This window comes from Streptomyces sp. NPDC031064, assembly GCF_055570965.1.
In genome coordinates, this window is record NZ_JBVIGF010000014.1 from 30,064 (window position 1) to 55,633 (window position 25,570).

The following is a 25,570-nucleotide window of genomic DNA, read 5'->3' on the forward strand; positions in this document are numbered from 1 at the left end:
ACGCACGGCCGTACGACGCGGGCCGGGCCCGCCTTCTGCCCCCGAAGACCGGCGGGCCCCAACCCTGAGAAGAAGGAGTCCCTCATGGACCTGTCCCACCTGCTGTCCCCGGAAGCGTTCGCCGAGTTCAGCCAGACGCGGCGCCGCAGCCACGGCACCGACCACGAGGTCTACGACGACCTGCTCGCCGCGATCCGGGCGAAGTACCGCACCGAGCACATCGAGGGCGACCGCTTCAAGGCCGCCGCCCGGCGCTCCAGGAAGCTGGAGAAGCACGCGAAGGCCCTGGTCAAGGCGGCGCGGATCCAGTACGAGGCGATCCAGGCCCTCCAGATCGCGCTCGCCGACCACACCGCCCACGTCGCGGTCCTGCCCGAGCAGCGCCGGGCGAAGGCCCTGTCCCGGGCGCAGCGCAACGCCGCGATCGCCGAGGTCGCCCACAAGTCCTTGCACAAGACCGCCCAGGCCCTGACCAGCAAGAAGGAGGACCGGGAGGAGGCGGCCGGCGGCGAGGTCGCGGCATCGCTGTACGACCTGGAGACGAAGAAGCGGGGGGCGGCGTGAACACGAGCACGAGGCCGATGACCCGGGCGGAGGCCCGGCGGCTGCGCCAGGAACAGCACCGCGAGCAGCGGATCGCCGACTACTCGAAGCGCCTGGGCGAGTGGGGCGTGATCCTCGCCTGGGTCGAGGAGGCCAAGGCGGTCGCCAAGCAACAGCAGCAGCAGGGCAACCCGACGGCCGTCGTGGAGCTCGCGCGGACGCTGGAGAACTTCTGCACCCGCTACGGACGGTAGTCACCACGCGGGCGTGGTCAGGGCCGCTCCCCGGTCGGGGAGCGGCCCTGATGCTGCCCCAACCGGACGCACGGACACGCAGACGCGCGGACACGCGCGCGCTTACACGAGACGGTCACTGTCTGTCAACGAGGAGAGTCATGTCCGATGACGGGGACCTGATCCCCTTCCCCTCCCGGGAGGAGGGGCTGAGCGGAATGCCGGGGCTGCCCCCGCCCCGCCGCACCACCCCGCCTCCCCGGCCGGAGTCGCCTGAAGAGACCACGATGGAGCTGCCGGTCATCCCCGACCGGGTCTCGGCGGCCGAGTCCGCGGCCGCCATTACAGCGACCTCGTCCCCGATGCCCGCCCTGCCGCCGAGGAGCGGCTCCGCAGCCAACTCTGCTGAGGCAGGCCCTGGAGGAACGGGGGCGCTGATGATCGCGGCCCCGCTCGCGGTGGCCCTGGCCGCGCTGCGCGGCATGGCGATGGTCGTATCCGACTGGCGCCAGCGGCGCATGGCCGAGCACGCCGAAGCCGCACCGCTGCGCGAGGCGCGGATGAAGGCCAAGGTCGCTGGGCTGGAGCAGGAAGCCGAGCACGCGCTGGCGATGAAGAAGCTCGGCGACCAGGCCCGCGAGGCCCGCGCGAAGGCCACCGTCCCCTCCAGCCAGGAGTACGGCCGCAAGGCCGCCGGCGGGGGCAAGGGCGGCGGTGGCTCTGGGAGTTCCGGCGGTGGCTCGGGCCGGGGCTCCGGTTCCGGAGGGGCGGGCGGCGGCAAGGGCAAGCCCGGGCCTGCCTCCGGGTCGGGCGGCAAGGGGGCCGGGCCGAAGGCTCCGGGATCGTCGAAGGACTCGAAGGGCCCGGGGGCGAAGGGCTCGGGATCCTTGGGCGGTTCGGGGAAGGGGACGGACTCGAAGGGGTCCGGCTCCGGGAAGGGGTCCGGCGGCAAGTCGCCGACCGGGGGCAAGTCGCCCAGCTCGCCGGCGTCCAGCCCGGCGATGGAGCGGGCCCGCGGCCGCCAAGAGCGCAAGGCCGCCGGACAGGCCGCCCGGCTGGAGCGGCGCGGCGCCCGCCACGCCGCCGCCCTGGCCGATCGCACCGCTCAGAAGGAAGCACGCCGGGCGGAGAAGGCCGAGCGAAAGGCAGAGGACAAGGCCCGCCGTACGGCGCGGAAGGCCGAGCGTGCGGCGGCGAAGAAGGCGGAGAAGGAAGCCGCCGACGCGGGGCGCACGACCCTGGGCGACGCGGTCGCCGAGGAGGCCCAGCGCCGTCTGGCGGAGCGCCGCAAGGACCTCGATCCCCCGGTCATCAGCAAGAGCAAGACCGACACCAAGAAGGCCGAGGACGAGGAGCCGACCGGCCCCGGCAAGGACGACAAGCCGGATGAGAAGAAGTCCGACGAGGAGCGGACCGATACGGAGGCGAGCCCGAAGGACGCAGAAGCCGCCTCCGGCGACGCAGCCAGTGGGACCGGTTCGAAGGGCACAGACGGGGAGCCGCCCGGCACGGACAGCAGCCGGACGGCTGAGCCGCCGCCCGGCGCAGCGGACAGCACCACCGGCCCGGGTCCGGCGAGCAGTTCAACCCGCCCCGGCCCGTCAACCGGCCCCGGTTGGCCCGGCTCGACCGGACCGGGAACCGGGGCGTCGTACGAGCGGGAGGACGCATGGGACTCGGCGCGGGCCGCGAGCGGCCCGATCCGCGATCCGTTCCTGTGGGTCCGTGATGACCCGCCCCCGCCGCCCGAGCCGACGCCGGCCGGGGCCGTCACCACCGGACAGCGCGGACTGCCCCGGGCGCCCGAACCCCACACGCCGCGGCCCGGAACCAGGCGGCCCCGGCCCCACCCGGGCGGTACGCACACCACGGAGGAGCACGTGAGCACGGTAGAGACCACAGGCGCCCAGAGCGGCCTGGCAGCACGGCACCGCACCGAGCTGACCCTGGGCAACTACCTGCTGGTGATGAGCCGCATCGCGCTCGGGGCCGGTGAGGCGGGCGATGAAGCCCAGCAGGTCGCCAACACCATGCAGGCCACGGCCAAGGCGATCGAGGAGATGCAGCAGGAGCTGGCGGGCGATCACAACATCAAGGACGCCAGCGTGATGGCCCGGATCGACACGCTGGTCGAGCAGTCGAAGCGCATGGCGGCCGAGGCGACGCGCATGGCCAGCGATTGCAAGCAGGCGTCCGAGGGCTCCCTGATGGCCGCCCGGGCCGTGAACGCCGACTACCGCCGCGACCAGAACGCCAAGCACGACGCCGGACTCCGGCACGCCTCGGCCGCCGTCCACCACGAGGGGTAGAGATGACCGACCTTGCCCGTACGTCCGACGGCAACCACTACGCGGGGCTGCAGAAGAAGCTCCGCGGCTTCGCCACCGCACTCGACACGGCGGTCGAAGGACTGACCCGGGTGCACGAGCAGATGAAGTCCTACGCCGCGTTGGCCACCGCGACCGCCGGTGAGCTCGACGACGCCGACGGCGACGGCCGGTACGTCGAGATGACCTCCAGCGTCGCCACCCAGCTCGGCGGGGCAGCCACCGCCGCCCTGCGCACCAAGGCGGCGGCGAGCGAGGCGGCCGACGCCGCGCGGGCCGCCGCCGGCGCACACCGCGCGAAGTACAGCGGCCTGGACGACATCCGCCGCAACAGGACCACCAAGACGCCGAAGCCCGGCTTCTTCGAGGGCTGACATCAGCGCTCCTCAAGCAGGGGCGGGCCGCGGCATGCGGCCCGCCCCTCACCTTCCTCAACCAGAAAAGGAGGTTCACCCTCATGTCGACCGCGGCCTACGGACACGCGATTGCCCGCCGTGTCTACCTGGAGCGCGCCGTCTACGGGGCGGCAGCACTCGGTCTGACCATCGCCCCCAACGTCGATCCCTCCGGGGCGGCCAATCTCGCCGTGCTCGCCACCGCCGGAATTCCCGCCGGTATCGCGGCGATGCGCGCCTGGCGGAAAGCGGAGATGCCCGACGCGAGCCTGCTCAAGACCGTCATGCGGGCCCTGCCGTTCGCCTCCGCCGTCGCGGTCGACATCACCGCCATCCTCACGCCCGGCTGGGGAATCGACGCCGTCGTCTCGGCAGGCTGGGGCTTGTCGATGGGCCTGCTCGCACCGCTTTCCCGCACCGGCACCGTACGCCTCGCCCAGCAGTTCCTCAACGAAATCCAGGACGAGGACCGGCAGCCGGACAACGAGGGTGAGCGGGAGGAAGAGGAAGACGAGTTCACCCGCCAGGTGCGCGCAATGTGGGACCGGGCGCCGGTCTCGGGCGACACCCGGCTGCTCAACATCGAGCGCCACGGCACGAGCATCGACTTCTCCGCCCTGGTCAAAGCCCCGGACGGCTGCGCCGTGCCGGAGCTGGCCGACCGGGACGTCGCGGCGGCCTTCGGCGCCCCCGAGGAGGCCGTGAAGGTGATCAACACTGTCCACGGCCCCGACGGCACCGCCTACGGCCCGGGCTGGAAGGAAATCGTCGTCACCCCCCACGCCCACAAGCACGGTGGCGGAGACGACGCAGACAAGAAGTGGTGGGCGAAGAACATCGCCCACCAGGGCAAGGCCATCCCCGGGTCGGTCCTGGAGTACCGCACCCGCGACGACGAACGCGGCGTCACCCACTACGTGGCCCGGATGGAAGACGAGACCGAGGCACCCCGCCCGGACATCAAGAAGGTGTGCACCGCCGTCGGCGCCTCCGAGGACGACCTGCGCGTCTTCACCCACGTCGAGCGCAACCGCGTGCACGTCATGGTGTGCGACGAGCCACCGCTGGTGGTGGTCCGCCACGCCACCCGCGCCGACGTCACCCCCGACGCCAAGGGCTTCTGGCGGCTCGGCGTCGCCTACGACGGCTCGTACGTGCGCGGCCGCGTCCACCGGCCCGAGGGCATCGCCCTGGGCCTGACCGCCGGCGCCTCCGGCTCCGGCAAGTCACAGTTGATCGTGCTGGGCGTGGCCGCCGCGGCCAACGCCGGGATGGTGAACTGGGTCGCCACCGAGGCCCCCGACGGCAAGATCGCCCTACTCGCTCCGCACGTCGACCGCCACGGCGTCGGCCCGCTGTTCATGTACCGGATGCTGCGCGCGGCCGTCGCGCTGATGGACATCCGCGGCTCGATGCCCCGCGCCGACGGCACGGTCCGCGACTGGAAGCCGAACGACCCCGGCTGCCCCTACAACCCGCTCACCGTCAACGCGGACGAGTACCTGGCCGCGACCAAGGACGAGAAGTACGGCGAGCGGATCACCATCCTCGGCGAACTCCTCGGCGTGAAGGGCCGCAAGTACGCCATCGCCTTCAAGCCCGCCGGCCAGGACATCAAGGTCGACGACGGCTTCACCACCACCATGCGTAACCAGCTCAAGGCCAACTCCCGCCCGGTCATCCTCAACATGGGCGACGCCGCCGCCACCCGCCGCGCCTTCGACGGCCTGGTCCCCGGCGAACTGATCCCCGAGCCGCTGCCCGGCGAGTACGGCGGCACCCGGCTCACCATCGAGCAGCGCATCGCCGGAGAGGAGTCCCCCGAGGACGCCACCGGCATCGGCGGCGTCGGCTGGATCATCATCAAGGGCCGACCCATCCTGATGCGCACCCTGTACGTCGACCTGTCCGGACCCGACGCCGAGGCCAACCTCGCCGCCCTGTTCCCCGACACCGTCCAGCACCTGACCCCGTACGAGATCAACAAGCTGGACGAGCTCGGTCTCCTCGGCGACTGGAACGCCCCGGACGACGAGGACGACGAGGACGCCCCGGACGACGAGGACGACGGCGGCAAGGCGCCCGTCAAGACCCGCAAGACCAAGCCCAAGCTCAAGGGCAAGCGGCAGTCGGCGGCCGACCGGGTCACCCGCTTCCTGCACATGCTCCCCGACGCCGACCGGCAGATGGTCATCGACGCCGTCACCGGCGACGGCATCACCGCCGAAGACGCGGCCGCCGCGTACGACGACCTCACCCGCACCTGACCCGCACCACCAGGGCCCCGGAGACGCCGCTCCAGGGCCCGCCGTCCCCTGTTCCGTCACGGAAGGAGGCACTGCCATGGTGCCCGTGCCCGACCCCAGCAAGACGCCCCTGACCCAAGCCGAGGCGGTCGAGGCCCGCCGCCTCATCGCGGACGCCTACCGCCCCACGCCGCTGCCCCCGGCCGAGATCCCGACGTCGTTCCGCGACGCCACCCCCGTCCCCGCCATCGGCGCCGCCCCGCCCGTGCCGCAGCCCGGACGGCCCCCGATGAGCCGGCAAGCCACCGATACCAGCGTCCTCATGCTCGCCGGCGCCGGATCCGTGTCCATGGTCGGCGTGTCCGCCGGAGTCCTGATGTACCTGTCCCAGTACGCCGACCCCGTCGTCTGCGGCATCGTCCTCGGCGCCCCCACGGTCGCCATCCTCGCGCTGTGCCGTCTGGTCCGCCAGGCCAAAGACACAGCGCAGGCCGCCCCGCCGGTGATCCACCAGCACTACGAGGGCACGGTCCACCAGGACCACAGCAGCTACAGCACCCAGACCCGCGGCCTGATCGCCCGCACCCGCAACGAGCTCCGCCGCTGACAGGCCACCGACCAGCAAAAGCGCAGACCAACGCCCATCACCCCTGTTAGGTCCAACAGGAGTGTCGTCCGACGAGGAGAGTCGTCGTGGCCGTGTCCCTCAGCGGCGTCGTCCTGCTGGCGATCGTCGTCCTCGTCCTCCGCCAGCCTCACCGACCTTCTCACCCACATCGTCGACCTAACACTCCCAACCGCCACGAAGTATCCGCACGGCCAGGCAGGCACCGGTCATGACTGAGACCTCCCTCAAGCCAGCCGTGCGTGGGCAATCTGGCCCGCACCGTCGGACCAGTCCGACACAGTGAAGCCGGGGGTCGCGCTCATCGGCCCCGGCTTCCTCGAGCTCACCGTAGGAGATTCCGTTGGACCTGAACCGCAGCCCGTACGAGATGGCCTCGGCGGCCGCCGAGGAAATCCGGGCGCTCAACCACCGCACCCTGGACGACAAGGCCGCCTACCCGTACCCGTCGAGCATCAACGGGACCAGCAACGCCCTGGACCAGCTCACCCGGCGCTTCCCCCAGAGCATCCGCCAGATGAGTGCCGCTCCGGACGTTCTCGTTGCCTCCGGCTTCATCCGCCTGGTGCCTGGGCCGGGACAGGACGCTCCGGACATCGACGTGCGCATGCGGGAGGCCCACGACCAGATGCGCGAAGCCGAAACGCGCGCCCTCGCCCTGGCGGGCACGTTCGCCAGGATCAGCCAGCTCACTGGTGACATGACCTACGACAGTCCCTCCGTCTACGAGGACGAGTGAAGGTGCCTGCTCCGTCCCGGATCGCGCCGGACGGCTCCAGGGGAGACAGCGGCCACGGCGCCGGGTCACACTGGAGACTGTCCGGGAGGAGGTGAAAGGAAGCTGTGAGTGTCGCCTACAACCACGCTGGCCCCTGGACGCTGGACGCCGTCCTGGCACTACCCGAGGACACGACGCAGCGCGTCGAGCTGGTCGGGGGGCAACTCATGATGAGCCCCGCGCCCAGCCTGCCGCACCAGCGCGCCTCGCACCGCCTGCACGTCCTGCTGGAGCAGGCCGCCGAGGCCGCCGATGCCGACGTCGAGGTGTTCGAGGGAATCAACGTCATCGTCCCCGACGGGCTGCTCATCCCGGATCTGGCCATCATCGACGCGGCGGCCGCCGAGGAGGCGGGGGTGGCCGTCCCCGCGCAGGACGTTCTCGCCGTTGTGGAGATCGCATCGCCGTCGACGAGGGTCACCGACCGCAAGCTCAAGCCGTCTCTGTACGCCGCGGCGGGCATCGAGCACTACTGGCGCATTGAGCTGGAGCCCGCCCCGCGGCTCCTGATCGGCCGCCTGCAGGGCGGTTCCTACGCCGACCAGCCGCCGCTCCTGGCGGGCGCGGTCGCCCGGGTCGACGAGCCCTTCCCGATCGCGTTCGACCCCGGATCCCTGGTCCGCCGGTAACCGCCCATACAGCTTTCCCCGGCCCTCGTGCCGCCGATCCCCTCCGGCAGCACGAGGGCCTCCTTGCGTTCCGAGGCACGGGCCGCTGGTCAGCCGCGCCCCGCTCTGGCGATCACCATCCGTAGTCACCCGCCTGTCCCTGCCCGCGATCGCCGGCGCAGAGGACGGGCTCCGCCGGAAGCCCCGGACTCCCCCACCGGGCCGCCCCCTCCGATCCTTGCTTGACCATCACGGTCTTCACTTCTTCGGTGACCGGCGATCTGGCATTAGTGTCAAAGATCGCTGTGGATGAGCGCGACGCTCACCCACAGGTACAAGATCGACGGGAGGTCCGGCACAGCGGGGCCGGAACAGTGCACAAGTGCACAAGCCGGGTAGCGGGCCTGGTGGCCTGGCTGACGAAGATCGTGGCGGACGAGCAGGTCGACTACCGGCTGCGCGAGCAAGCAGGATGCGGCGTGTTGGAGGCCGACGCCGCCGAGACCGTCGTCCTGGACGACGCGGCCGATGCCACCGTCGACTACCGACCGCCACCGGAAGGCGATGGCCACCTGATGTGGGTGGGCAGCGGCGGGAGCGCCTTCGGATGGGGCGAGGGCGAGCGCCTGAACGACGACGCCAAGGGCGCCGCACGCTGGTGGATGAACGGGTGCCACCCCGCTACCGGCGCCCGGCTGCTCGCCTCCACGGCGTCAGTACGCGCGCATCCCGACGCTCAGCTCACCGTGGCTCGGCTGACCGAGGCGATCGAGGCCGTGGCCGCCGTGTCGGTGTTCGAGGTCGCCAACGGGTTCGAGTTGTCCGCCCAGCAGCGCGAGGCGATCGAGCGGACGCTGACTGCCGGGCACGGCATCGACGCCCTCGTCGGTGTCGCCGGTGCGGGCAAGAGGCGCGCCGGATCACGTGGGACGCCACCGGCACCACGTGCGCCGGCGCCACGGTGAGCGCGGTCGCGGCGAAGTCCGAGCTCCACGACATCGAGAGCAAGCCCGCGCCGCGTACGCGTCCAGCAAAAGCGCGCGGCCGTCGAGCGGTCCAGGCGGTCCAGGCGGCCCAGGAGACACCGGCCACCGCCTACCACCAGAACCAGCCTTACACAGGGCCATGGCGGGCCGTCCGTGTGGCCTCGCCAGGGCTAACACCGCCACCCGCATTTCAGGCTGCCGCCAGACCGGTGGCAGACGTGCGAATGTCGTCCCGCAGCCGGTCGGAGGGGGCGTGTGCAGCTCATTCTTCTCGATCGACGGGAGCACGCGCGGGCGCATGGATGTGCTCGGAGGCACCATGGCGGAAATGGCTAAAACCGGCTGTGAGCAGCGCATTTGACCGGAAGGTTGGGTCAAGTGGTCTGGCTGGCACGCACGTTGCTCACCATGTGGCCATCTTTGGCCACGCCGGGGCTGCTTGTGGCAGGGCGTACATGTGCTCGCGACCCGGTAGTCTCATCCCATCTCTCTTCCGGCGGTGTCCGACCGGTAGGCGGCGTACGGGTCAACCGGCCCGGAGCCCCACCACTGGAAGAGGAGCACGATTCGGATGGCCGACTCCGAGAGGTCTCAGGACCGGGACGACGAAGTTCCGGACCCGCAGGACCAGGGCGACCCCCTGGCGAAAGCGGGCCGGCACGACGAAATCGCGGATCAGGAGAACCAGCAGGAGCCGGATCGCGGTGTCGCGCCGTGGCAGTTCTGGGTCAGGTCGGCTGGAGACGTCATCCAGTTCGTCAACCAGATCCTTGAACTGATCAACGGCAGCGGCGGATGAGGATTGCCCCCTCACCCGCCGCCTGATGCCGAAGCCGGCAGTGACCCGCGTTCGAGATTCCACTCCTGGACGCGGGTCCATCTCTTTTTCGGCGTACACGTTGAGTACCCCGCGATGCAGGGCTATCTCACCGCCAGCATCCCGCTGACGCAACGACCCTGCCGGTCGTACGCGTCCAGCGGAACACGTTTTGACCCTAAGCGATACCTCCATTGGTCGCTGAACAGCGCAAACGCCGTTCCTAGCCCGTCTGGGTGCATCCCTAGGCATCAAGTTGTCCTTAGACGGTACCGTGAGTCATCGACGGAGCAACTCGGGGGGAGCCTTCGATGACGCGTGGGGCGGCCAAGTTCGACCCCCAGGTCCTGAAGAAGCTACGAGCCAGTAGGGAAGTCGACGGCCGTAGGCTGAGCGCCGCCGACCTGGCTCACAGGCTGAAGACGTCCAAGGCCCGGGTCCTCGCTTACGAATCGGGAGACTCCGTACCCGAACCCGGCCGCATCCGGCAGATCGCCGCAATTTTCCGGGTACATCCCCGTGAGCTGTACGAGCCCACGAGAGGTCGGCACGATCAGATTCGCGATCTACGCTGCTACGCCGGCTTCACCGCAGCCGAGCTGGCCGAGCGGGTAGGTGTGAGCCGCGCCACATACCGAGCGGTCGAGCGTCTGGCCATACTGCCCGCGCGTGATGACGGCACCCTCCCGCTGCGCCTCGCGGACGCGTTGCAGATCCCTCTCCCGATGATCCACCGAGCGCTTGATCACCACCCGGTCGCATCCGAACGCCGGGAGGCCATCGCAGCACATCTGGAAGTGCTCTTCAGGCGAGCGCATGAGAAGTACCGGCCTGCCGTCGTGAACCCGGATGACACGGAGCTCCTGGAGATCACGGCGCTGCTTCGTCGTCCCGTCACTGTGGTCTGCCGCCTGGTCAACCATGAGCTCGGCCTGTACCGAAACTTGCTGCGGAACCTCGACGTGGTAGACGCGAATCTGGCCTACGCCCAGAGTGCCCGGGCTGAAGAGGACGCGAGGAGGGAGCGGCAAGCCATTGAGGCGGTCATCGCTGAGCGGCCACACCGAGCCGCCTCCACCCTCGTACGCTTCCTGGCTGAGGCGATGACGAGTCAGCAGTGGAGGACCATGGGGCACTTGCTTGAGCACGGCGCCACATGGGCTGTTGAACCGTTCCTCGGCGAAGAAGCCGCTCAGGCATGGAACGGGCTGATCGCCCGCGGGTTCGTTACGCCTGAACGGGATCGTGCAGCAGTAGACGGGACGAGGATGGTGCTGACGACCGAAGGCTGGCGTCGCTGTCGCCTGCAGGCCCAGTATTACGCCTGCCTCTACCCAAGAGTCCCCGCTCCACGTGTACGAGTACGTCCTCCTGCCTCCATTACCCGGCGACATGAGGTCCCGTCCGCCGAGGCGCGAGAGTGAAGAGCGCTGCTAGACCCGTTAGACCCAACAGCCCCAACCGGCTGAGCAGGTGTACAGAGGCCCCCAGCGCGTACCGCGCAGCCGGTCCCCGGACGTCATGTCCCACGCGCTCCCCGCGCAGTTCACCACGCTGTGCCGCACCCTGGAGCGGACCGGCATCAAGTTCGTCCACGCCGCCGACATGAGGACGGATTCGCCGGTGGCACCTGGAACCCGGGCGGCTTCACCCATCAGGCGTACCGCGCCGCGCGGGGGCCGGTGAACGAACGGTTTTTGGATCGACGCCGCCAGTCGTACACGACGAACGCGTCGCGCGGCAGCCGTTTCGACGGGCAGATGTCACACGCCGGATGGGCCTCGCCCTGGGGCGAAAGACTTGCTCATGACGGCGCCGTAGCGGAGCAGGGGCACCGGGCACGGCCGAACCACACGAACGAGGACGGCGCTCACACCAGCGGCACGGGGTGAGCGCCGTCGCACGTCATGACTGGTAAGACCTATTGGGCCCAACAGGGTCAGCCGTCAAGTTGTCAGCCCGCGTCAAGCCGTACGTAGATGAATGGGTACGGGAAGTCCTGGTCGTCGTACTCCGTGCGCACGCGGTGGTTGAAGGCCGTCAGGACGCTGACCACCGCGGCCGTGAGCGTGGCGACGGCGCCCATCACCGCTGGGCCATTCGGTGCGTCCCGCATGCGGTACTTCTCCTCCTCCGGCACGTACCAGGACAGCAGCAGCTCCTTCCCCGGCGGTTCGGAGATATAGAGAACGACCCCACCGTTCACGTGGGAGTGGTCATCCGCGTCGTCGACGACGTGCACGGGGATCCCGGCCTTGGTGAGATCGGCCATTACCTTTGCCGCCAGCCTGGCATGCGGGTGTCCGTCGAAGCCCCGGAGTACGGGTGGCAGTAATTCCATCCCGGCAGGGTAGTGAGCGAGACGATCACCTGCCGTTCCTTCGATGAGTCCGCCGTGACGTTCTCCGTTAGATCCACCGCTAGCCGTGGAGGAACTCCGGCCCTGAGCGGCGTCCCCCTTGGCAGGTCACGCGGGCTGGGATGACCCGGCCACGCTGTTGACCGCAGCCGTGGAGGCCCGGCGCGGCGTGGAGCTACAGACGCCCCTGGGGCGCGCACCGGGGGCCAGGGGATAGCTCTCCGTCAATTGTCAGTGGCAACCCGTAGCTTCACTTGTATGGCAAAGGGTGTGTTCCACCAGGAACTGGGAGCGATCAACCTCTCCGAGCTCGACCTCAATGTTCGAGAAGACCGACGGCTGTGGGAATCGCTGTACGGCAGGACCGTCAAGGGCGACCTGGAGTGTCTGGAGTGCCGGGAGAACGACCCCGGATGTCCGCAGTGGATGTTCCTCCAGCTACGCAAGGGACGGCCGATCGCCGTCCACTACACCACCGGCATCCGGCACCCCACGGCGCCAGAGAGCCCACGGCACAAGGCGCTCAAGGAACGTATCGCCCGGGCCGCCGAGAACGCCGGTTTCGCCGCCGAGCTCGAGGCACGTGCACCTGACGGCCGCCGCCGCACCGATGTTCTCGTCCACGGAGAGAACGGGTTGCAGCTCGGGTGCGAGATCCAGTTGTCCTACGCCACCGCCCAGGCCGTGGCCAAACGCAGCGACATCGCCCGCGCCGACGGGCTGAGCCCGCTGTGGACCACCGACGACATCAGCGCACCCCTCATCGAACGCGCGCCGTGGGCCCGCATCGACAAGATGCCCCTCGAGGCGTTTTCCAGCGGCAACGCGCTCCTCGTCCGGGGCGGCGTGAAAGACCTGAAGCTCAAGAAGTGCGACAGCCGTAACCCGTTGCCCTGCCCCGATCGTGGTTACGGACGCTGCAACCAGTGGCACGGTACCTGGGCGCCCACCCTCGGCATGCACCTCGACCGCCTCATCGGCGCCACGGCCGCCAGCGAGTACGTGCCCCTCTACATCCCCGCCCAGCCCGGCCGACGCCGCCGCGCGTCGCACCTGTGGGTCAGCACGCAGGACCACGACAGGTACCTCGACGCCACCAGCGACGCCGTGGCAGACTCCGAGCCCGGCACCGTAGACGACAGCGACCCCTCCGAACCTGAACGTCTCCCGCTGAGCCGCCAGTGCTCCTACCAACAAAGGCAGGAGGAGAAGGAGGGCCGATACAGCACGCCCCGGGATACTGTCGCCATCCTGCCCGCCGGCATCACTGTGTCGGACCCGGGCGCGCTTACCTCTTCCTCTGCGGCGGCGCAGGCCGCTCCGGCCGTCACGGCGCCGGCTCCCGCGCTGGCGCTGCCGCGTACGGCCGGGCCTCCGGCACAGCCGACCCTCGCTGGGGCCTCATCCCGCCAGGACCGCCCAACCACGGCCCGGTCCTTGAGCTGCCCACCCGAACACGTCGGACCCTGCTCGTCCTGCCGAGAGCCCACCCACCGGTACGGCGCCGGAGGGAACCCACTGTGCACGGTCTGCCGACGCAGCCGATCCACTCCGTGACGGTGCCGGCATCGATGGTTCGGGCCCTCACGGTGGAGGAACCCAGGTGGGGGTTGAACGGCTAGACGTCGTCTCGGAGATGCGCGCGGGTGGCGACCGCTGCCGCCTGGCCGGTGGCGAGCCGCCACCCAACCGGTGACGGAGCCACGCGCGCGGATGGTCGTCTCCTTACGTCTGGGTGTCCCACGGTGCCCGCTGCATATACTCCCCGTTGCGGCCCTTGAAGTGCTCCGTTACCGATACGCCCAACTTCACGAGCGGGCGGAGAGCAGCAGCGGATGCTGTCTGAAGGTCATAGGCGTCGGAGAGAGGTCCGGCGGAGAGCTGGTACTCCTCCACGGCTGGCCAGTCGTCGACGAGGTAATGGATACGCCATCCCTCCCCGTCCGGCTCGAAGGCAACGCCGACCTGGTGACGGTGCGCGGTGGCGAGGAGGTCACCGATGGCGTTCAGCAGCTCGGGCGGGTACGTGTTGACCTCAGGGCTCAGGTCGTCGCTCATTGCCGTGTCCTCACTTTTCGGTGGCGTGGTCGACAGCCTCGCGCGTGCGGTCGCGGGGACGTGCCGTTTTCTTAGGGTGCCTGCCTCCATCTCCGGCTACCGGAGCCTCGAACACGAGGCGGGGCTGCGCCTGTTCTGCCGGGTGCGACGTCGTGCTGGTCGGGCTCGGCGAGCAAGTCGCGCTCCCCACGCGAGGACGAGCCCGGCGCTTAGGCTGCCGAGGAATTCCGGCAGCGCTGCCCACACAAGCGCGGACGCGCCGTTCACATGGCACCAGCCAGGACAGTCCGCCGTTCCTGATACTGCAGGCCGAGCCGCCTGAGCTTGCGCATCACGCGCTGGCCGACCTGAGTCGGCACCCCGGCGGTGGCTGCGGCCTCCGCCCACGATCCGCCGCCGAGCGCGAAGGCACGGGCGACGTGCTGCTCGTCCTCCTTCAGAGAGGTGAACACCGCACAGGCGTCGCCGCGGTCCGGATACCAGGCCAGCGCCTCATCGTCGATCCGGTACGACCCGCCGACCAACTCGTGCAGGGCTTCACCGGACGGCAGCCGGTAATCCAGCATCCAGACCCGCCCCGGCCCAGACTTTCGCTGCCACAACGGCATCAGTTGCCGATGCACGACCTGTGCCTCCCGGCGCAGATGGTGGAGTGTGCCGTCATCGTCCTGTGGTCGTGCACCCAGTACGTCGACCCAGTCGCCGAGCAGGGCGGCCGAGACAGCCTCCAACCACTCCGCATCTGTCCGGGCGATACCCAGATAGATCTGTGCGAAGGAGGCAACAGCCGGCTTCCAGTCGTCCGCCCCGACGGACTGCAAGATCGCGCTGCGGGCCCGCAGCGCGGCAGCGACCGCTGCTTCAGCTTCGGCCCTGACCTTGGAGTCGCCGGACCGGGCCCGCACGCTGAACACCAGCAGGAGGCGACCGACAAGGGTTGCCAGGTCGCGGACTACATCCTGTGGAGGAAGTAGCTGGACGAGGTCCAGGGCGGCCAGCAGACGTGCAGCCCTTTCGACGTGGCTGACTTCGCAGAGGGGTGCGGCAACGTAACTGAGCCACGACCGCCCCTCCGTGGGGCCGGGGCAGACGTAGAACAGATCGCCCCGGGCCGGCTTGGTGCGGCGGGGACGCACGATGCAGCGCTGCGGGATGCTGTCGACGCCAAGAACCAGGAAGCTGCGGGTCAGGTCGAACTCCGCACGGCCGGCGAGCTTGAGCCATCTCCTACCGAAGGTCTTGAGCGAACGGCCGAAGTCGTCATCGGTCATCTTCATCTGCTGCTCCCAGGGCGTCGTCGTTGTCGAGCTTCCAACCCTCGGGCCCGGGATGAGGGCGAAGTGTCAAAGAATCTTGGAGCGGAACCACATGGGTTCTGTCGACGAGCACGCCGAAGCAGCGCCTGGTGAGCATCCTGCACAGCGGGACCCTGCGCGGGGCACAGACCTTCCGGACCGACGCCCCGGTGATCTGCTTCAGCGAGGTCACCGAGGAAGCCCGCCGCACGATGCTTCGCGACGGGACGCGCGCCCTTCAGACCCGGTCTACGCCGTTGGTGACGTGGGGGGCGCTGCCCCCCACACCCCCCGGCCCTCTCTCGGAGGGGGCCGGGGGCGATTTTGATCTTGACGTGGGTGGGTGGTGCAGGGGGGCGGGGGGCTCCCTCCTCGGCCGGGCACCCCGAGGGGACCACAGCCCGCGCCGGGCCGCCAGGCCAAGCCGCCTCCGGCGGTCGCCTCCGGCGAGCCCGGCACCCCGACACGGCCTGCGGTGGCTGGCGCCTGCCCGACCGAGGAGGGAGCCCCCCCCGACTGAGGCGGTCGTACGGCGTGATGACGCCGGATCAGAGCCCTGAAAAGGCTGCCTGAGCTGCGCTTTCAGGTTGACCAGGCTCTCAAAACATGATTGAATTAGCAGTGTCGAAGGGGGCGGGAATCCCCGGCAGACACCAGGGCCTCCGGGTCCGCACCGATCAATCTCAACGAAAGGTCGCACAGATGACCGACTACCTGACCACCCCGGACCGCGCCGAGCGGGCGCGCACGGTCCGGGAGATGTACAGCGACCTGCCCGGCGACCCCACCCGCGCCCGCCGCGAGTACGCCGTGGCCAGCGCCGCCGCCCGCATGGGCGAGGTGATCAACACCCACCTGGAGCGCGGCGGCCGCGGGTGGGTCGCGATCCGCATCGCGGACGGCGGCAGCGACGGCGAGCTGTACGACGGCTACGAGACCGCCCGGGCCGCTCAGCAGCACCCCGTGCGGTGCACCTACCTCCCGATCTCCCCGCTGACGCCGTGGACGCCCCGCATGTGCGAGGAGCACCTGGAGTTCATGACCCACATGCAGCACGGCTGCATGGTCGACGGCACCCCGACCTGCCACTGATCTGCGGCCGCCGCCGGTGACGCGGGCGGGGGCGGGAATCCCCGCCCGCGCCACCGGCCCGGTCGCCCAACACCGATCAACCTCAACGAAAGGCCACCCGCATGAACACCACGACCCTGTCGTACCGACTCGGCCAACCGGACTGGGAGCGCCGCTACCCCGTCCTCATCGGCAAGGACACCGTGCTCGGCGCCGTGTTCCGCTGGCACCGCGACTGGATCACCCTCACCGGCGAGGGCGAGGACAACATCGGCCGCCCCGAGAAGGGCCGCCGCGGCGTCGACCAGGCGGCCGCCCATCTGGTCGCCGAGTACGCGGCCGGTCGCATCGCGGCCATGTCCCTGGCCGACGTGACCGCCGCCGTCCCCGTGCTCGTCGAGCCGGTGCCCCTGCTGCACCCGCGGATGCCGCAGACGCCCCGCAACGTTGAGACCGCACAGCAGGTCATGACCGCGCTGGCGCTGCACCGCTGGAAGCCGTACACCGGCTTTCCCGGCAGCGACAACCCGTGGTGGCAGGAGTGCGAACTGTGCGGCTGGCAGGGCCCGCGCTACTGGTCCCACCAGCGCGGCCGCAACGGCGAACTGCCCAGCACCTACCGGCACCCGGCGTCCGCGGAGTTCGGAGCGCCCGCCGGGTGCGTCGGTGACGCCAAGGTCCGCGAGCTGATCGCCGCCTACGGCCAGTAGCTCCGCCCCGCCGCTCGCCCGGCCAGCCGGGCCCGGATCACCCCGGGCCCGGCTGGCCACTGGCCGTGGGGATGCCGCCTCACGACCAACGAGCCGGCGGGGCGCCGGCCGGAGACGCAAGGCGGCCGACGGGGCGCAAAAGCGTGGGAATCCCGTCGGCCGCAGCGGCCCGGCCACCGAAGGCCCTCAACAGGCCGTCAACCGAGCACGCCAACATGGTAGACGCGTTCCGCACACACCAAGGAGCAGGACTGATGAAGACCATCGACGGACGGCTGTACGCCACGCGGGCCGAGCTGTCCGAGCGGGCCGGGTACAAGGGGGACGCCACCCTGCGCGCCCTGTGGGCGGATCGCGAGGGCAACGGGCACCCACCCGCCCGCCGGATCGACCGTGCCCTGTACTGGGACCTGGAGGAGTGGGAGCGCTGGCACACCCAGTACCGGCGCCAGCGCAACGGCGTCGACTACAGCGGCAACCCCGACGAGGAGCTGCCCCCGGCGGACCAGGCCAAGGTGCTCGGGATCGACGTCAGCGCGATCAGCCACTACCGCGACAACCCGCCGCCCGGGTGGCCCGCCCCCGTACGCACCAAGGAGCTGGAGAGCGGCCGGGTGCGCGAGTACCGCACCCGGCGCCAACTGTGGGAGTACGCCGACTCCGGCCCGCGGGCCGGAACGGCCGGCCGCCCGCCGGCGAAGGGGCCGGACCCCCGGATCGCCCTGGCCGTCGAGGCCCTGGCCGCCGCGCCCAGCCGGAAGGCGGGGGAGACCGCCGCCGTCCTCGCCGAGCGCCACGGCGGAGGCCTGAGCACCTGGAAGCGCATCGTCACCCAGGCCCGCAGGCAGGGCTGACCGGCGGCCGGAACGCGCCCGGCCAGCCCCGCCCCCGACCGGGCGACGCTGGCCGCCGGTGCGCCCGCGAGAAGGCCAAGAAACCGGACCTGATCTGCGATTTCGCCTTGACCTAACCCCTCAAACTTGATTGAATTAGCAGTGTCGGACGGGGCGGGAATCCCGGGCCGACGCCACGCCACCGAGAAGCCTCAACGATCAAGGACAGAGCACATGGTCGAGATCGAGCCGGGGGAGCCGACCCCGCAGACCTGCCTCCGGGTGGCCCGCAAGGCCGCCGCCCTCGCCGCCGCCGCTGACGACAAGGCGCTGAACGCCGTGTGCCGCAGCAGCTCCCGGAACGAAGCGCGCCTGGAGGAGGTCATGCACGCGGTTCACCGGGAGGCCGTCGAGGCCGAGGGGTGCGCCGCCCGGGCGGAGCAGTGGGCGGCCGACCCGGAGATGCCGGACAGCGCGCTGCGTCACTGCGCCCGCAGCGCCGTCGACTACGCCGCTCGTGCCCAGGAGGCGGCCGGGGTCGAGGTGACGGCCGCCGCCCTGCGGCCCGCCCTGGAGCGCAGGCTCACCCCCCAGGAGCACGCCGAGCTGGAGAGCGAGCGGCGCCGGGCGGAGGCCGAGCAGGAGGCCGCCGAGCGGGCCGCCACCGGCATGGACAGCGACAACCGGCACCTGGCCCGCATGAACGCCTTCCTCGCCGAGAACGCCGTGCCCGCTCTCGGCTGGAGTGCCGGACACGTGCGGGTGCTGGAGGCCGCGGAGACCGGCCGCCTGTACTGGCGTGACGGACGGGCCCGGCAGGCGGCCGTGTACGGCGTGTGGAGCGGCGGCCGCAGGGTCCACCGGGAGCGGACCCAGGACCTGCGCGCCGCCGGGTTCCTCACCGTGGTCGCCGCTTCCGACGGCGCTCACGTGCTCGTGCCCACCCCGATGGGGCAGGTCGCCCTGGAGCTTGCGCGGCTGCACCCGGCGGGCCTGTACGACAGCGACACGGCGGCGTACGAGGCCCGCTTCGCCCGGGTCGCGAAGCGCCACAAGCGCATGGACGACAAGAAGGCCGCCGCCCGCCGTCTGCCCGCCCTGGAGTACGGCGCGGTGGGCCGGTACCGGCGGCCGGTGACGCTCGCCGAGCAGGAGATGCGCGCTGAACGCGAAGCGGTCGAGCAGTGGGAGGACGAGGGCGGCTACTGCCCCGGCGTCCCGAACCCCGCTCCCGCCGCGCAGACGCCCCGCCCGGCCGACGAACCCCGGGCCGCGGACGCGCCGGCGACGGCCGCCGAGCCCATCGCGACGCCGGTCCCGGCCGGGCCGACCCTGCCGCCGGGGATGTACTTCCTGCCGCTGCCGTCGACCCGGTACCGCGACTGGTGGGCCATCCAGTGCGGCCGGTGCCAGGGCGGCATGCGCACCGAGCTGCCCGGCGAGTGGGACGACAAGCACGACGCCGCCCGGGCGGCCCGCGAGCACTACGACGAGGCGCACCGCCCGGCCGACGACCGGCTCACCGAAGAGGAGGTCGCCGAGGTGAAGCGCTGGCCGCTGTCGGCCGCGCAGCGCACCGTGCTGACCTGGGCCGAGCACGCCGAGCTGGCCGAGCTTGATGACGGGTTCTGGGCCCTGGACTGCGTGCCGGACCGGTGGGACGTCAACAAGCGGGTGGCCCGGGCGCGCGTGACCGGACTGTGGGCGGCTGGGCTGCTGAACGTGCACCTGGACGGTTCCGGTCGCCGCTGTCTCGTGAAGTCGCCGACGGGGCACCGGGTAGCCCGTCTGCTGTGGCGCGCGGAGCGCCAGGGCGTCGCCGAGCCCGCCGCGAAGGACGCCAAGCTCCCCTCGCTGCCGAAGCGCAGCGGCGGCTACCCGCTGCTGTCCAAGGGGCGTCTGTTCAAGGGCGAGCAGCGGCCCGCCCACGACGCGGCCCCGGCGGAGCACGCCGCCGTCCCCGCGCCCGCCGAGACGGCCCCGCCGGCGGCCGCCGCAGTGCACGCCGAGCAGCCTCTGCTGCGGCGCCTGTTCGCCCCCCGAGCCGCTCGCGAAGAGCGCCCCGCGCACGACATCCGCACGGTCATCCGGCGCCCCCAACGGGTCCTCACCCACGAGGAGCGCAAGCGGGTGCGGGACACGGCCGCGCTCAACTTCCAGGGCGCCCTGATCATGGGCATCATCGACCCGGTCCCCAACGCCTCGCCGATGCCGGAGGAGGCAGGCGCGTGGGTGCGCGAGCACGTGTGGCCCGGGCACCTCCAGCAGATCGAGCGCAAGTACCCGCACGGCTTCGCGCGCTGGAGCATGTGCGAGCGGGGCACCTGCTGGAACTGCCTCTCCGGGCGGTGCGACATCTGCGTGCACCGGCAGAAGGGCGGCCCGGACATCGACGACAACCGGGACTCGGTGACCAACCATCAGGGGCGCGCCGTCGCCCGGCTCATTCTGCGGCCCGGCGGCGAGCCGTGCGTGTGGTGGTGCCGGTGCGCGTGCCCCAAGGACGGCCCCGCTCCGGCCCGTCCGGCGGCGAAGGCGAAGCCCGCTCCGGCCGCTCCGCCAGCGGCGCCCGCGCCCGTCCCTGCACCGGCCGCAACGCCGGTACAGGCGCCCGCGGAAGGCGCCCTGCAGGCCGCCTTGTGGTGACGCGGGGGGCGCTGCCCCCCACACCCCCCGGCCCTCCCTCGGAGGGGGCGGGCGGATGCGGCGACCTTGCGGTGAGTGGGTGGTGCAGGGGGGGTGGGCGGCCGGAGCGCTCCCTCCTCGGACGGGCACCCCGAGGGGACCACAGCCCGCGCCGGGCCGCCAGGCCAAGCCGCCTCCGGCGGTCGCCTCCGGCGAGCCCGGCACCCCGACACGGCCCGCGGTCGGCTGACGCCTGCCCGACCGAGGAGGGAGCCCCCCGACCGAGGCGGTCGTACGGCGTCCCGACGCCGGGGCGGAAACGTCATGTGACCTGCGTAGATGCCTTGACGAGCCCCCCAAAACTTGATTGAATTAGCAGTGTCGGACGGGGCGGGAATCCCGAACCGGCACCACCGAGAAGCCTCAACGATCAAGGACAGAGCGCATGAACGAGGTGCACGACACCGCCGTGGCGACGGACGAGGACGGGCGTCCGTACGCGAACGGCTTCAAGCCGGCGGTGTACGAGTGGGACGGCTGGACATGCGAGGACGACTGCACCGTGTGCGACACCGGCGCGGACTGCGCCGACTGCCGCGCGTGCACCGACTTCGCCGCCCCCTACCCTCCGCACTGGGCGCGCACCTGGCAGAAGGGCGAGCCGGAGCGCGGCGTCGAGGCCTTCGGCGGACCGGGCGGCATGTCGGCCGGGCGCGCACTGGTCGACGACGGCGGCGACTGGGTGCTCATCGAGCAGAACCGGCACGCCGCGGCGACGGCCCGGGCAGCCGGTCACTGGGTGGTGGAGGCGGACATCAGGACGCTGGACCCCCGCCACCCCGCCCTGCGCTGCACCCGCCGCTTCCACGGTTCGCCCCCCTGCCAGACCCTCTCCGACGGGGGCAAGCGGTCCGCCTGGAACAGCCAGGAAATCACCGAACTCCAGAGCGTCATGTGGCAGGCGTCCGAGGCGTTCGGCTTCCGGGAGGTCGACGACCTGTGCAGCCTCTACGGCGGCCCCCACCACTACTACGGCGACATCATCGACGGCATGGAGGACCACCCCGACGCACACGGCTGGGGCGACCAGTGCGGCGGCGGCCACCTGCCCCCCTGCATGGCCCCGGCCGCGTTCCGCGAGTGGGCCGCATCGGCGGTCTCCGACGAGCGCACCGCGCTCATGGCGGAGATGCTCATCTGGCCCATGTGCCTGGTGCAGATCGGCGCCCCCCTGGTCTCCATCACGATGGAGCAATCGGCGAACCTGCTGAAGCAGACCCCCGCCCTGGCGGAGGCCATCCAGTCCGAGATCACCATCCCCGAGGGCTTCGGCTGGGCCTGGTGCTCGTGGCAGATCGCGGACGCCGCCGACTTCGGCGCAGCCACCCACCGCGAGCGGGCCTGGATGGTCGCCACCCGCTACGAGCACCCCCGGTACGCCGATCACGTCGACGGCCAGGCGGCGGCCCGCGACATGTTCGCCCACGTGCTCAAGAAGACCGGCAAGCTGCCCGACTGGATGCCCGAGCTGGACCGCCGGATCGAGCCCTACCAGGGCCGCCCCGCGCTCCCGGTCGTGACCGTCGCCCACGCCCTGAACCTCCCGGCCACCTGGTGGGCCGACACCCGCGGCAAGCGCAAGGTCAACCCCAAGACCGGCAGGCCGAACGGCGGCGGCAGCTTCCCCCTCAACCGGGTCGGCATGTGCGTCACCACCCCCTGGTACGGGATCAAGTTCCGCCCGGCCGACGTCCCCCAGGGCGAGGGAACCACCACGGTGTCCCTGCCGGATCTCGGAGTCCTGGTCGGCTTCCGCCGGGACTACCCGTGGACCTACATCCCGCCCCGGGTACGCGCGGAAGGGAAGCGGAACATCGCCCAGATGATCGCCGACGCCGTCTCACCATTCATGGGCGCCGCCATCTCCGCCGCGGTCCAGGGCGAGGACTGGTACAAGCCGGTCTCCGGCTACCAGGCGGCGCTGTACCGGCTGCACAAGAAGGCGGAGCCGAAGGTCGAGGCGCAGCTCACGCTGATCGGGAAGCAGACTCTCCTGCGCACCCTGTTCGCCCCGCGGACGTCGGCCACGGCCACTGACTGGAAGCCCGCCGTCTAACCGGCGGCCGGGACGAGACACCAACGACGAAGGGCCCCGCGATGCGGGGCCCTTCGCGTGCGTCCGGGGGAGTGGAACGGTCAGGCCGAGCGGGTGCTGTCCGCCGTCGCCGCGGCCGCGGCCGCCCCGTCCTGAGCCGGGATCGTCCCCGCCGGAGAGGAGCCCTCGGAGGCCGCCGCAGACGGCTGGCCGTCGGCCTTTGTCGCCGACGACCGCGACCGCCGCGAGCGGACCCGCGGCCGCTTCACCGGCTCGTCCGCGCCCAGGTTCGCCAGCTCCTCCGCCGTCCATCCCCCCGCTTCGGCGTCGACGTATGCCTTGCCGTACGGCTCGTCGAGCGCGGCGACCTGCTCCAGCAGGCTGCTCCGCTTGGCCAGGATGTCCACCAGGGGGGCCACGGCCGCTTCCCGGCGTGCCTGGAGTTCCCTCATCTTCTGCAAGATCTCATCAGCGCTTGGCATGGGGGCGATCGTAGCGCCCGGCATTTCGGCGACCGCCCGGTCTCCGGTCGAGTGCCGGAGATGGCATCGACTTTGACCGCACGTCACGACTACCTGGCGCTTTTAGGGGAGGCAGTAACCACCGGCAGCGAGTTGTAGGTTACTGGGCCCAGTAACCGGAATTCGCTGAACGGTCTGCACTAGGGTTGGCCGTCATCGATCTTGGTCCGGGGACGGACCGGTGAGGCAAGAGTGGGGGCGCCAGCGTGGACGAGTCGCCGTCGGATGAGAAGACACCGCGCGCTTTGGTACGACGCCGAGGGCGCGAGCCGGGTGGGCCTCGGTCGCACCGCCTCAAGGTCTCCTTCAACGATGCCGAACTGGCCATCGTGCAGGCGGCGGCTGACCGAGAAAATCAAGCACTCGCCTCATGGGTTGGGCAAGCGTCGCTGGCCGTCGCCACGGAACTGGTGGTCCCCGTCTCGGCGGACGCCAAGGTCGTCTTGCAGGAGCTCATCCAGTCGCGAGGACAGCTACGCCGCATCGGCAACAACTTGAACCAGGTGGCCTACGCGCTCAACGCGGAAGGTGAGGTCACTAGCGCCCAGCTCCAGGCCGTGCTGGCGCGGGTTCATGAGGCGGTTCGGCATGTCGACGAGGCCACGTTGCAGGTTATGAGAGAGCGGCGGCCGCGCTCGTGATTCCGAAGGAAGCAAGGCCGGGTGATGACACCGCCGGGTTGCTGTTCTACCTGTACGGTCCGGGCAAGCGTGATGAGCACGTGGACCCGCATATGGTGGCCGCGTGGGACCCCTATGTGCCCGATCCGGCTCGGTCGCCGGAGTTCTCCATCCCCGATCTCGCGACGTTGCTGGATGCTCCTGTGCGTGCCTTGCGGGGCAAGAAGCCGCCGTTGCACGTCTTCCACGTCGCCGTGCGTAATCCACCGGAGGATCGACATCTGTCGGACGAGGAGTGGGGCCGGGTGGCGCGCGAGATGATGCACGCCGCCGGCATCGCCCCGCACACCGACGAGCAGGGGTGCCGATGGGTGGCTGTGCGTCACGCGGACGACCACATTCACATCGTGGCGACCCGGGCCCGCGAGGACGGGCGCCAGCCCGACACGAGCTGGAGCAAGCTCCGCATGCAGGAGGTCGCGCGCCGGTTCGAGGTCGAGTTCGGCCTGCGTCGCCTGACCCACGCCGACGGGACCGCGCGCCGGTGGGCGAAGACCGGGGAGACGGAGAAGGCGACGAGAAGGGGACTGTCCGAGCCTCCCCGCGAGACGTTGCAGCGCGCTGTGCGTGAGGCGGCGGCTGGGGCGGTCAATGACGCCGACTTCTTCGAGCGGCTCGCCGCGGCCGGACTGCGCGTGAAGCAGAGAGTCGCACCGGACGGCAACGTGACCGGCTACTCGGTCGCGCTGCCCGGCGACCGCGACGGTGGGCAAAGGCCGGTGTGGTTCCCGGGCACACGGCTCGCCCCGGACCTGTCCCTGCCGCGCGTACGGGAACGGTGGAGCGGGCGGCCGGTGAATGCGGTGGCCGCGCAGACGGAGATGTGGCGTACGGCCGAGGAGAAGGTCCGCGCTGCCGCCGACCAGCTCGGCGCCGGGGGACTGCACGAGGGTGCCGGAGACGTGGCCGCGCTCGGGGACCTGATTGTGGTCGCCGCCGTCGTCTCCCCGCACCTGGTGCGCAGCCAGTTGCGCCAGGCCGCCTACGAGTTCGAGCGCGCTTCCCGAGCCCCGGCCGCTCGCCGCATGGAGGGGCGGGCGCGTGAGCTGTATCGGGAGTCCACACAGCTCCTGTCCCAGTCGGCGGCTGCGGCGGGACGCAGCGATACGGTTGCCGCCCTCGGGTTCCTCCTGGCTCTGGTGACGGCGATCGAGGCGTCGCGGCGGTGGCACGAGGCCCAGGATCATCGCGCTCAGGCGGAGGCTTCTGGGCGGGCCGGTCGGCTGCTTCGCGAGGCGGTGGAGGTCACCGCCGGCGCGAACGCGGCGCGGGAATACCGGCCACGTCCAAAGCGTCGCGTGGCCCCACGGCCCGGTGGTGTGCGTCGTACAACCGCGCTGTCCGGTGAGCGGCCGATGGCGGGCGTGCTCCAGCAGGCTCTTCCCGAGCACGCGCGTGCGGTCCTCGCGGACCCGGCGTGGCCCGCGCTGCGTACGCGCCTGGCGGCGGTCGAGGAGGCGGGCGAGAACCCGGTCGACGTCCTGGCCGCGGTTGCTGCCCGCCGTGAATTGTCCTCAGCGGATTCGGTTGCCGAGGTGCTTACATGGCGGCTGGACGGGTGGCAGCGCCAGCGCAGTTCCGCGTCGGACGCCACCACGAAGAAGCCGTCGCCGACGTCCGAAGGCGGCACCGGGCGCACCGGTGCGGCCCGCGAGACGGGGGTGCCCGGGCCGAGGCGTCGGCCGCCGGGTGACGAGCAGCACAAGGGTCCGCGGCGGACCCGCTGACGAGGGGAGTGAGCCATGGCAACACCGACGCCAGAGGA

23 protein-coding genes are annotated in these 25,570 nt (G+C 71.1%); 19 read left to right on the forward strand and 4 right to left on the reverse strand.

Annotation, left to right across the window (positions count from 1 at the left end; genetic code table 11):
- Positions 1-84 precede the first annotated feature (84 nt).
- The 11 genes from ACZ46W_RS34590 to ACZ46W_RS34640 all read left to right on the forward strand — a co-directional run bounded on the left by ACZ46W_RS34590 (position 85) and on the right by ACZ46W_RS34640 (position 10,982).
- Positions 85-564, forward strand: a complete 480-nt coding sequence (locus tag ACZ46W_RS34590; protein WP_468346232.1) for a hypothetical protein — start codon at positions 85-87, stop codon at positions 562-564.
- Positions 561-797, forward strand: coding sequence for a hypothetical protein (locus tag ACZ46W_RS34595; protein WP_468346234.1), 237 nt, complete (start codon positions 561-563; stop codon positions 795-797). Before ACZ46W_RS34590 ends, ACZ46W_RS34595 begins: the two co-directional genes overlap by 4 nt.
- Before the next feature lie 416 nt (positions 798-1,213).
- Positions 1,214-3,085 carry an ICP22 family protein gene (locus tag ACZ46W_RS34600; protein ID WP_468346236.1) on the forward strand — a complete coding sequence of 624 codons (1,872 nt, stop codon included), beginning with the start codon at positions 1,214-1,216 and terminating at the stop codon, positions 3,083-3,085.
- Positions 3,086-3,087: 2 nt separating this feature from the next.
- Positions 3,088-3,477, forward strand: coding sequence for a hypothetical protein (locus ACZ46W_RS34605; protein ID WP_468346238.1), 390 nt, complete (start codon positions 3,088-3,090; stop codon positions 3,475-3,477).
- 83 nt (positions 3,478-3,560) lie between these two features.
- Positions 3,561-5,765, forward strand: a complete 2,205-nt coding sequence (locus tag ACZ46W_RS34610) for a hypothetical protein (protein WP_468346240.1) — start codon at positions 3,561-3,563, stop codon at positions 5,763-5,765.
- 76 nt (positions 5,766-5,841) lie between these two features.
- A complete protein-coding gene (locus tag ACZ46W_RS34615) occupies positions 5,842-6,351 on the forward strand; it encodes a hypothetical protein (protein WP_468346242.1) in 510 nt (169 codons plus the stop codon).
- Between the two features lie 361 nt (positions 6,352-6,712).
- Positions 6,713-7,108 carry a hypothetical protein gene (locus ACZ46W_RS34620; RefSeq protein ID WP_468346244.1) on the forward strand — a complete coding sequence of 132 codons (396 nt, stop codon included), beginning with the start codon at positions 6,713-6,715 and terminating at the stop codon, positions 7,106-7,108.
- Positions 7,109-7,212: 104 nt separating this feature from the next.
- Entirely contained in the window at positions 7,213-7,776 is a 564-nt protein-coding gene (locus ACZ46W_RS34625; RefSeq protein ID WP_468346246.1) for a Uma2 family endonuclease, read from the forward strand.
- Positions 7,777-7,997: 221 nt separating this feature from the next.
- On the forward strand, positions 7,998-8,720 hold the full coding sequence (locus ACZ46W_RS34630; RefSeq protein WP_468346248.1) for a hypothetical protein: 723 nt from the start codon (positions 7,998-8,000) through the stop codon (positions 8,718-8,720).
- A gap of 592 nt (positions 8,721-9,312) precedes the next feature.
- A complete protein-coding gene (locus ACZ46W_RS34635) occupies positions 9,313-9,540 on the forward strand; it encodes a hypothetical protein (protein WP_468346250.1) in 228 nt (75 codons plus the stop codon).
- 329 nt (positions 9,541-9,869) lie between these two features.
- Positions 9,870-10,982, forward strand: coding sequence for a helix-turn-helix domain-containing protein (locus ACZ46W_RS34640; RefSeq protein ID WP_468346252.1), 1,113 nt, complete (start codon positions 9,870-9,872; stop codon positions 10,980-10,982).
- Between the two features lie 530 nt (positions 10,983-11,512).
- On the opposite strand, the gene ACZ46W_RS34645 is transcribed toward ACZ46W_RS34640, so the two are convergent.
- The gene (locus ACZ46W_RS34645) at positions 11,513-11,830 is read right to left on the reverse strand and encodes a hypothetical protein (protein WP_468346254.1); all 318 of its coding nucleotides are present in this window, start codon (positions 11,828-11,830) and stop codon (positions 11,513-11,515) included.
- A 345-nt stretch (positions 11,831-12,175) separates the two neighbouring features.
- On the opposite strand from ACZ46W_RS34645, the gene ACZ46W_RS34650 reads away from it, so the two are divergent.
- Positions 12,176-13,474, forward strand: a complete 1,299-nt coding sequence (locus tag ACZ46W_RS34650) for a competence protein CoiA family protein (protein ID WP_468346256.1) — start codon at positions 12,176-12,178, stop codon at positions 13,472-13,474.
- A 168-nt stretch (positions 13,475-13,642) separates the two neighbouring features.
- Here ACZ46W_RS34650 and ACZ46W_RS34655 read toward each other — a convergent pair whose 3' ends face one another.
- Complete coding sequence (locus ACZ46W_RS34655) at positions 13,643-13,975, reverse strand: hypothetical protein (protein WP_468346258.1); 333 nt, start codon at positions 13,973-13,975, stop codon at positions 13,643-13,645.
- Between the two features lie 263 nt (positions 13,976-14,238).
- Positions 14,239-15,252: a hypothetical protein gene (locus ACZ46W_RS34660; RefSeq protein WP_468346260.1), complete on the reverse strand. Its 1,014-nt coding sequence runs from the start codon at positions 15,250-15,252 to the stop codon at positions 14,239-14,241.
- 720 nt (positions 15,253-15,972) lie between these two features.
- Between ACZ46W_RS34660 and ACZ46W_RS34665 the strand changes: the two genes are divergently transcribed.
- The 5 genes from ACZ46W_RS34665 (at position 15,973) to ACZ46W_RS34685 (ending at position 22,625) form a co-directional block, all read left to right on the forward strand.
- Positions 15,973-16,362 (forward strand): hypothetical protein, encoded by a 390-nt coding sequence (locus ACZ46W_RS34665; protein WP_468346262.1) that lies wholly within the window; start codon positions 15,973-15,975, stop codon positions 16,360-16,362.
- A 101-nt stretch (positions 16,363-16,463) separates the two neighbouring features.
- Positions 16,464-17,051 carry a hypothetical protein gene (locus tag ACZ46W_RS34670; RefSeq protein WP_468346264.1) on the forward strand — a complete coding sequence of 196 codons (588 nt, stop codon included), beginning with the start codon at positions 16,464-16,466 and terminating at the stop codon, positions 17,049-17,051.
- A 254-nt stretch (positions 17,052-17,305) separates the two neighbouring features.
- Complete coding sequence (locus tag ACZ46W_RS34675; protein ID WP_468346266.1) at positions 17,306-17,905, forward strand: hypothetical protein; 600 nt, start codon at positions 17,306-17,308, stop codon at positions 17,903-17,905.
- A gap of 213 nt (positions 17,906-18,118) precedes the next feature.
- Positions 18,119-20,530, forward strand: a complete 2,412-nt coding sequence (locus ACZ46W_RS34680) for a DUF6248 family natural product biosynthesis protein (RefSeq protein ID WP_468346268.1) — start codon at positions 18,119-18,121, stop codon at positions 20,528-20,530.
- 424 nt (positions 20,531-20,954) lie between these two features.
- Positions 20,955-22,625: a DNA cytosine methyltransferase gene (locus ACZ46W_RS34685; RefSeq protein WP_468346270.1), complete on the forward strand. Its 1,671-nt coding sequence runs from the start codon at positions 20,955-20,957 to the stop codon at positions 22,623-22,625.
- Positions 22,626-22,705: 80 nt separating this feature from the next.
- Here ACZ46W_RS34685 and ACZ46W_RS34690 read toward each other — a convergent pair whose 3' ends face one another.
- Complete coding sequence (locus ACZ46W_RS34690) at positions 22,706-23,086, reverse strand: hypothetical protein (RefSeq protein WP_468346272.1); 381 nt, start codon at positions 23,084-23,086, stop codon at positions 22,706-22,708.
- Between the two features lie 245 nt (positions 23,087-23,331).
- Between ACZ46W_RS34690 and mobC the strand changes: the two genes are divergently transcribed.
- A complete protein-coding gene (mobC, locus tag ACZ46W_RS34695) occupies positions 23,332-23,766 on the forward strand; it encodes a plasmid mobilization relaxosome protein MobC (protein ID WP_468346274.1) in 435 nt (144 codons plus the stop codon).
- Entirely contained in the window at positions 23,763-25,532 is a 1,770-nt protein-coding gene (locus ACZ46W_RS34700; protein ID WP_468346276.1) for a relaxase/mobilization nuclease domain-containing protein, read from the forward strand. Before mobC ends, ACZ46W_RS34700 begins: the two co-directional genes overlap by 4 nt.
- Positions 25,533-25,570 lie beyond the last annotated feature (38 nt).

What these genes read in the sequence shown, in the direction of transcription:
- ACZ46W_RS34590 (WP_468346232.1), top strand. Translation starts at nt 85, where the DNA reads ATGGACCTGTCCCACCTGCTGTCCCCGGAAGCGTTCGCCGAGTTCAGC.
- ACZ46W_RS34600 (WP_468346236.1), top strand. Translation starts at nt 1,214, where the DNA reads ATGATCGCGGCCCCGCTCGCGGTGGCCCTGGCCGCGCTGCGCGGCATG.
- ACZ46W_RS34605 (WP_468346238.1), top strand. Translation starts at nt 3,088, where the DNA reads ATGACCGACCTTGCCCGTACGTCCGACGGCAACCACTACGCGGGGCTG.
- ACZ46W_RS34610 (WP_468346240.1), top strand. Translation starts at nt 3,561, where the DNA reads ATGTCGACCGCGGCCTACGGACACGCGATTGCCCGCCGTGTCTACCTG.
- ACZ46W_RS34615 (WP_468346242.1), top strand. Translation starts at nt 5,842, where the DNA reads ATGGTGCCCGTGCCCGACCCCAGCAAGACGCCCCTGACCCAAGCCGAG.
- ACZ46W_RS34635 (WP_468346250.1), top strand. Translation starts at nt 9,313, where the DNA reads ATGGCCGACTCCGAGAGGTCTCAGGACCGGGACGACGAAGTTCCGGAC.
- ACZ46W_RS34640 (WP_468346252.1), top strand. Translation starts at nt 9,870, where the DNA reads ATGACGCGTGGGGCGGCCAAGTTCGACCCCCAGGTCCTGAAGAAGCTA.
- ACZ46W_RS34645 (WP_468346254.1), bottom strand. Translation starts at nt 11,830, where the DNA reads ATGGCCGATCTCACCAAGGCCGGGATCCCCGTGCACGTCGTCGACGAC.
- ACZ46W_RS34650 (WP_468346256.1), top strand. Translation starts at nt 12,176, where the DNA reads ATGGCAAAGGGTGTGTTCCACCAGGAACTGGGAGCGATCAACCTCTCC.
- ACZ46W_RS34655 (WP_468346258.1), bottom strand. Translation starts at nt 13,975, where the DNA reads ATGAGCGACGACCTGAGCCCTGAGGTCAACACGTACCCGCCCGAGCTG.
- ACZ46W_RS34660 (WP_468346260.1), bottom strand. Translation starts at nt 15,252, where the DNA reads ATGAAGATGACCGATGACGACTTCGGCCGTTCGCTCAAGACCTTCGGT.
- ACZ46W_RS34665 (WP_468346262.1), top strand. Translation starts at nt 15,973, where the DNA reads ATGACCGACTACCTGACCACCCCGGACCGCGCCGAGCGGGCGCGCACG.
- ACZ46W_RS34670 (WP_468346264.1), top strand. Translation starts at nt 16,464, where the DNA reads ATGAACACCACGACCCTGTCGTACCGACTCGGCCAACCGGACTGGGAG.
- ACZ46W_RS34675 (WP_468346266.1), top strand. Translation starts at nt 17,306, where the DNA reads ATGAAGACCATCGACGGACGGCTGTACGCCACGCGGGCCGAGCTGTCC.
- ACZ46W_RS34680 (WP_468346268.1), top strand. Translation starts at nt 18,119, where the DNA reads ATGGTCGAGATCGAGCCGGGGGAGCCGACCCCGCAGACCTGCCTCCGG.
- ACZ46W_RS34685 (WP_468346270.1), top strand. Translation starts at nt 20,955, where the DNA reads ATGAACGAGGTGCACGACACCGCCGTGGCGACGGACGAGGACGGGCGT.
- ACZ46W_RS34690 (WP_468346272.1), bottom strand. Translation starts at nt 23,086, where the DNA reads ATGCCAAGCGCTGATGAGATCTTGCAGAAGATGAGGGAACTCCAGGCA.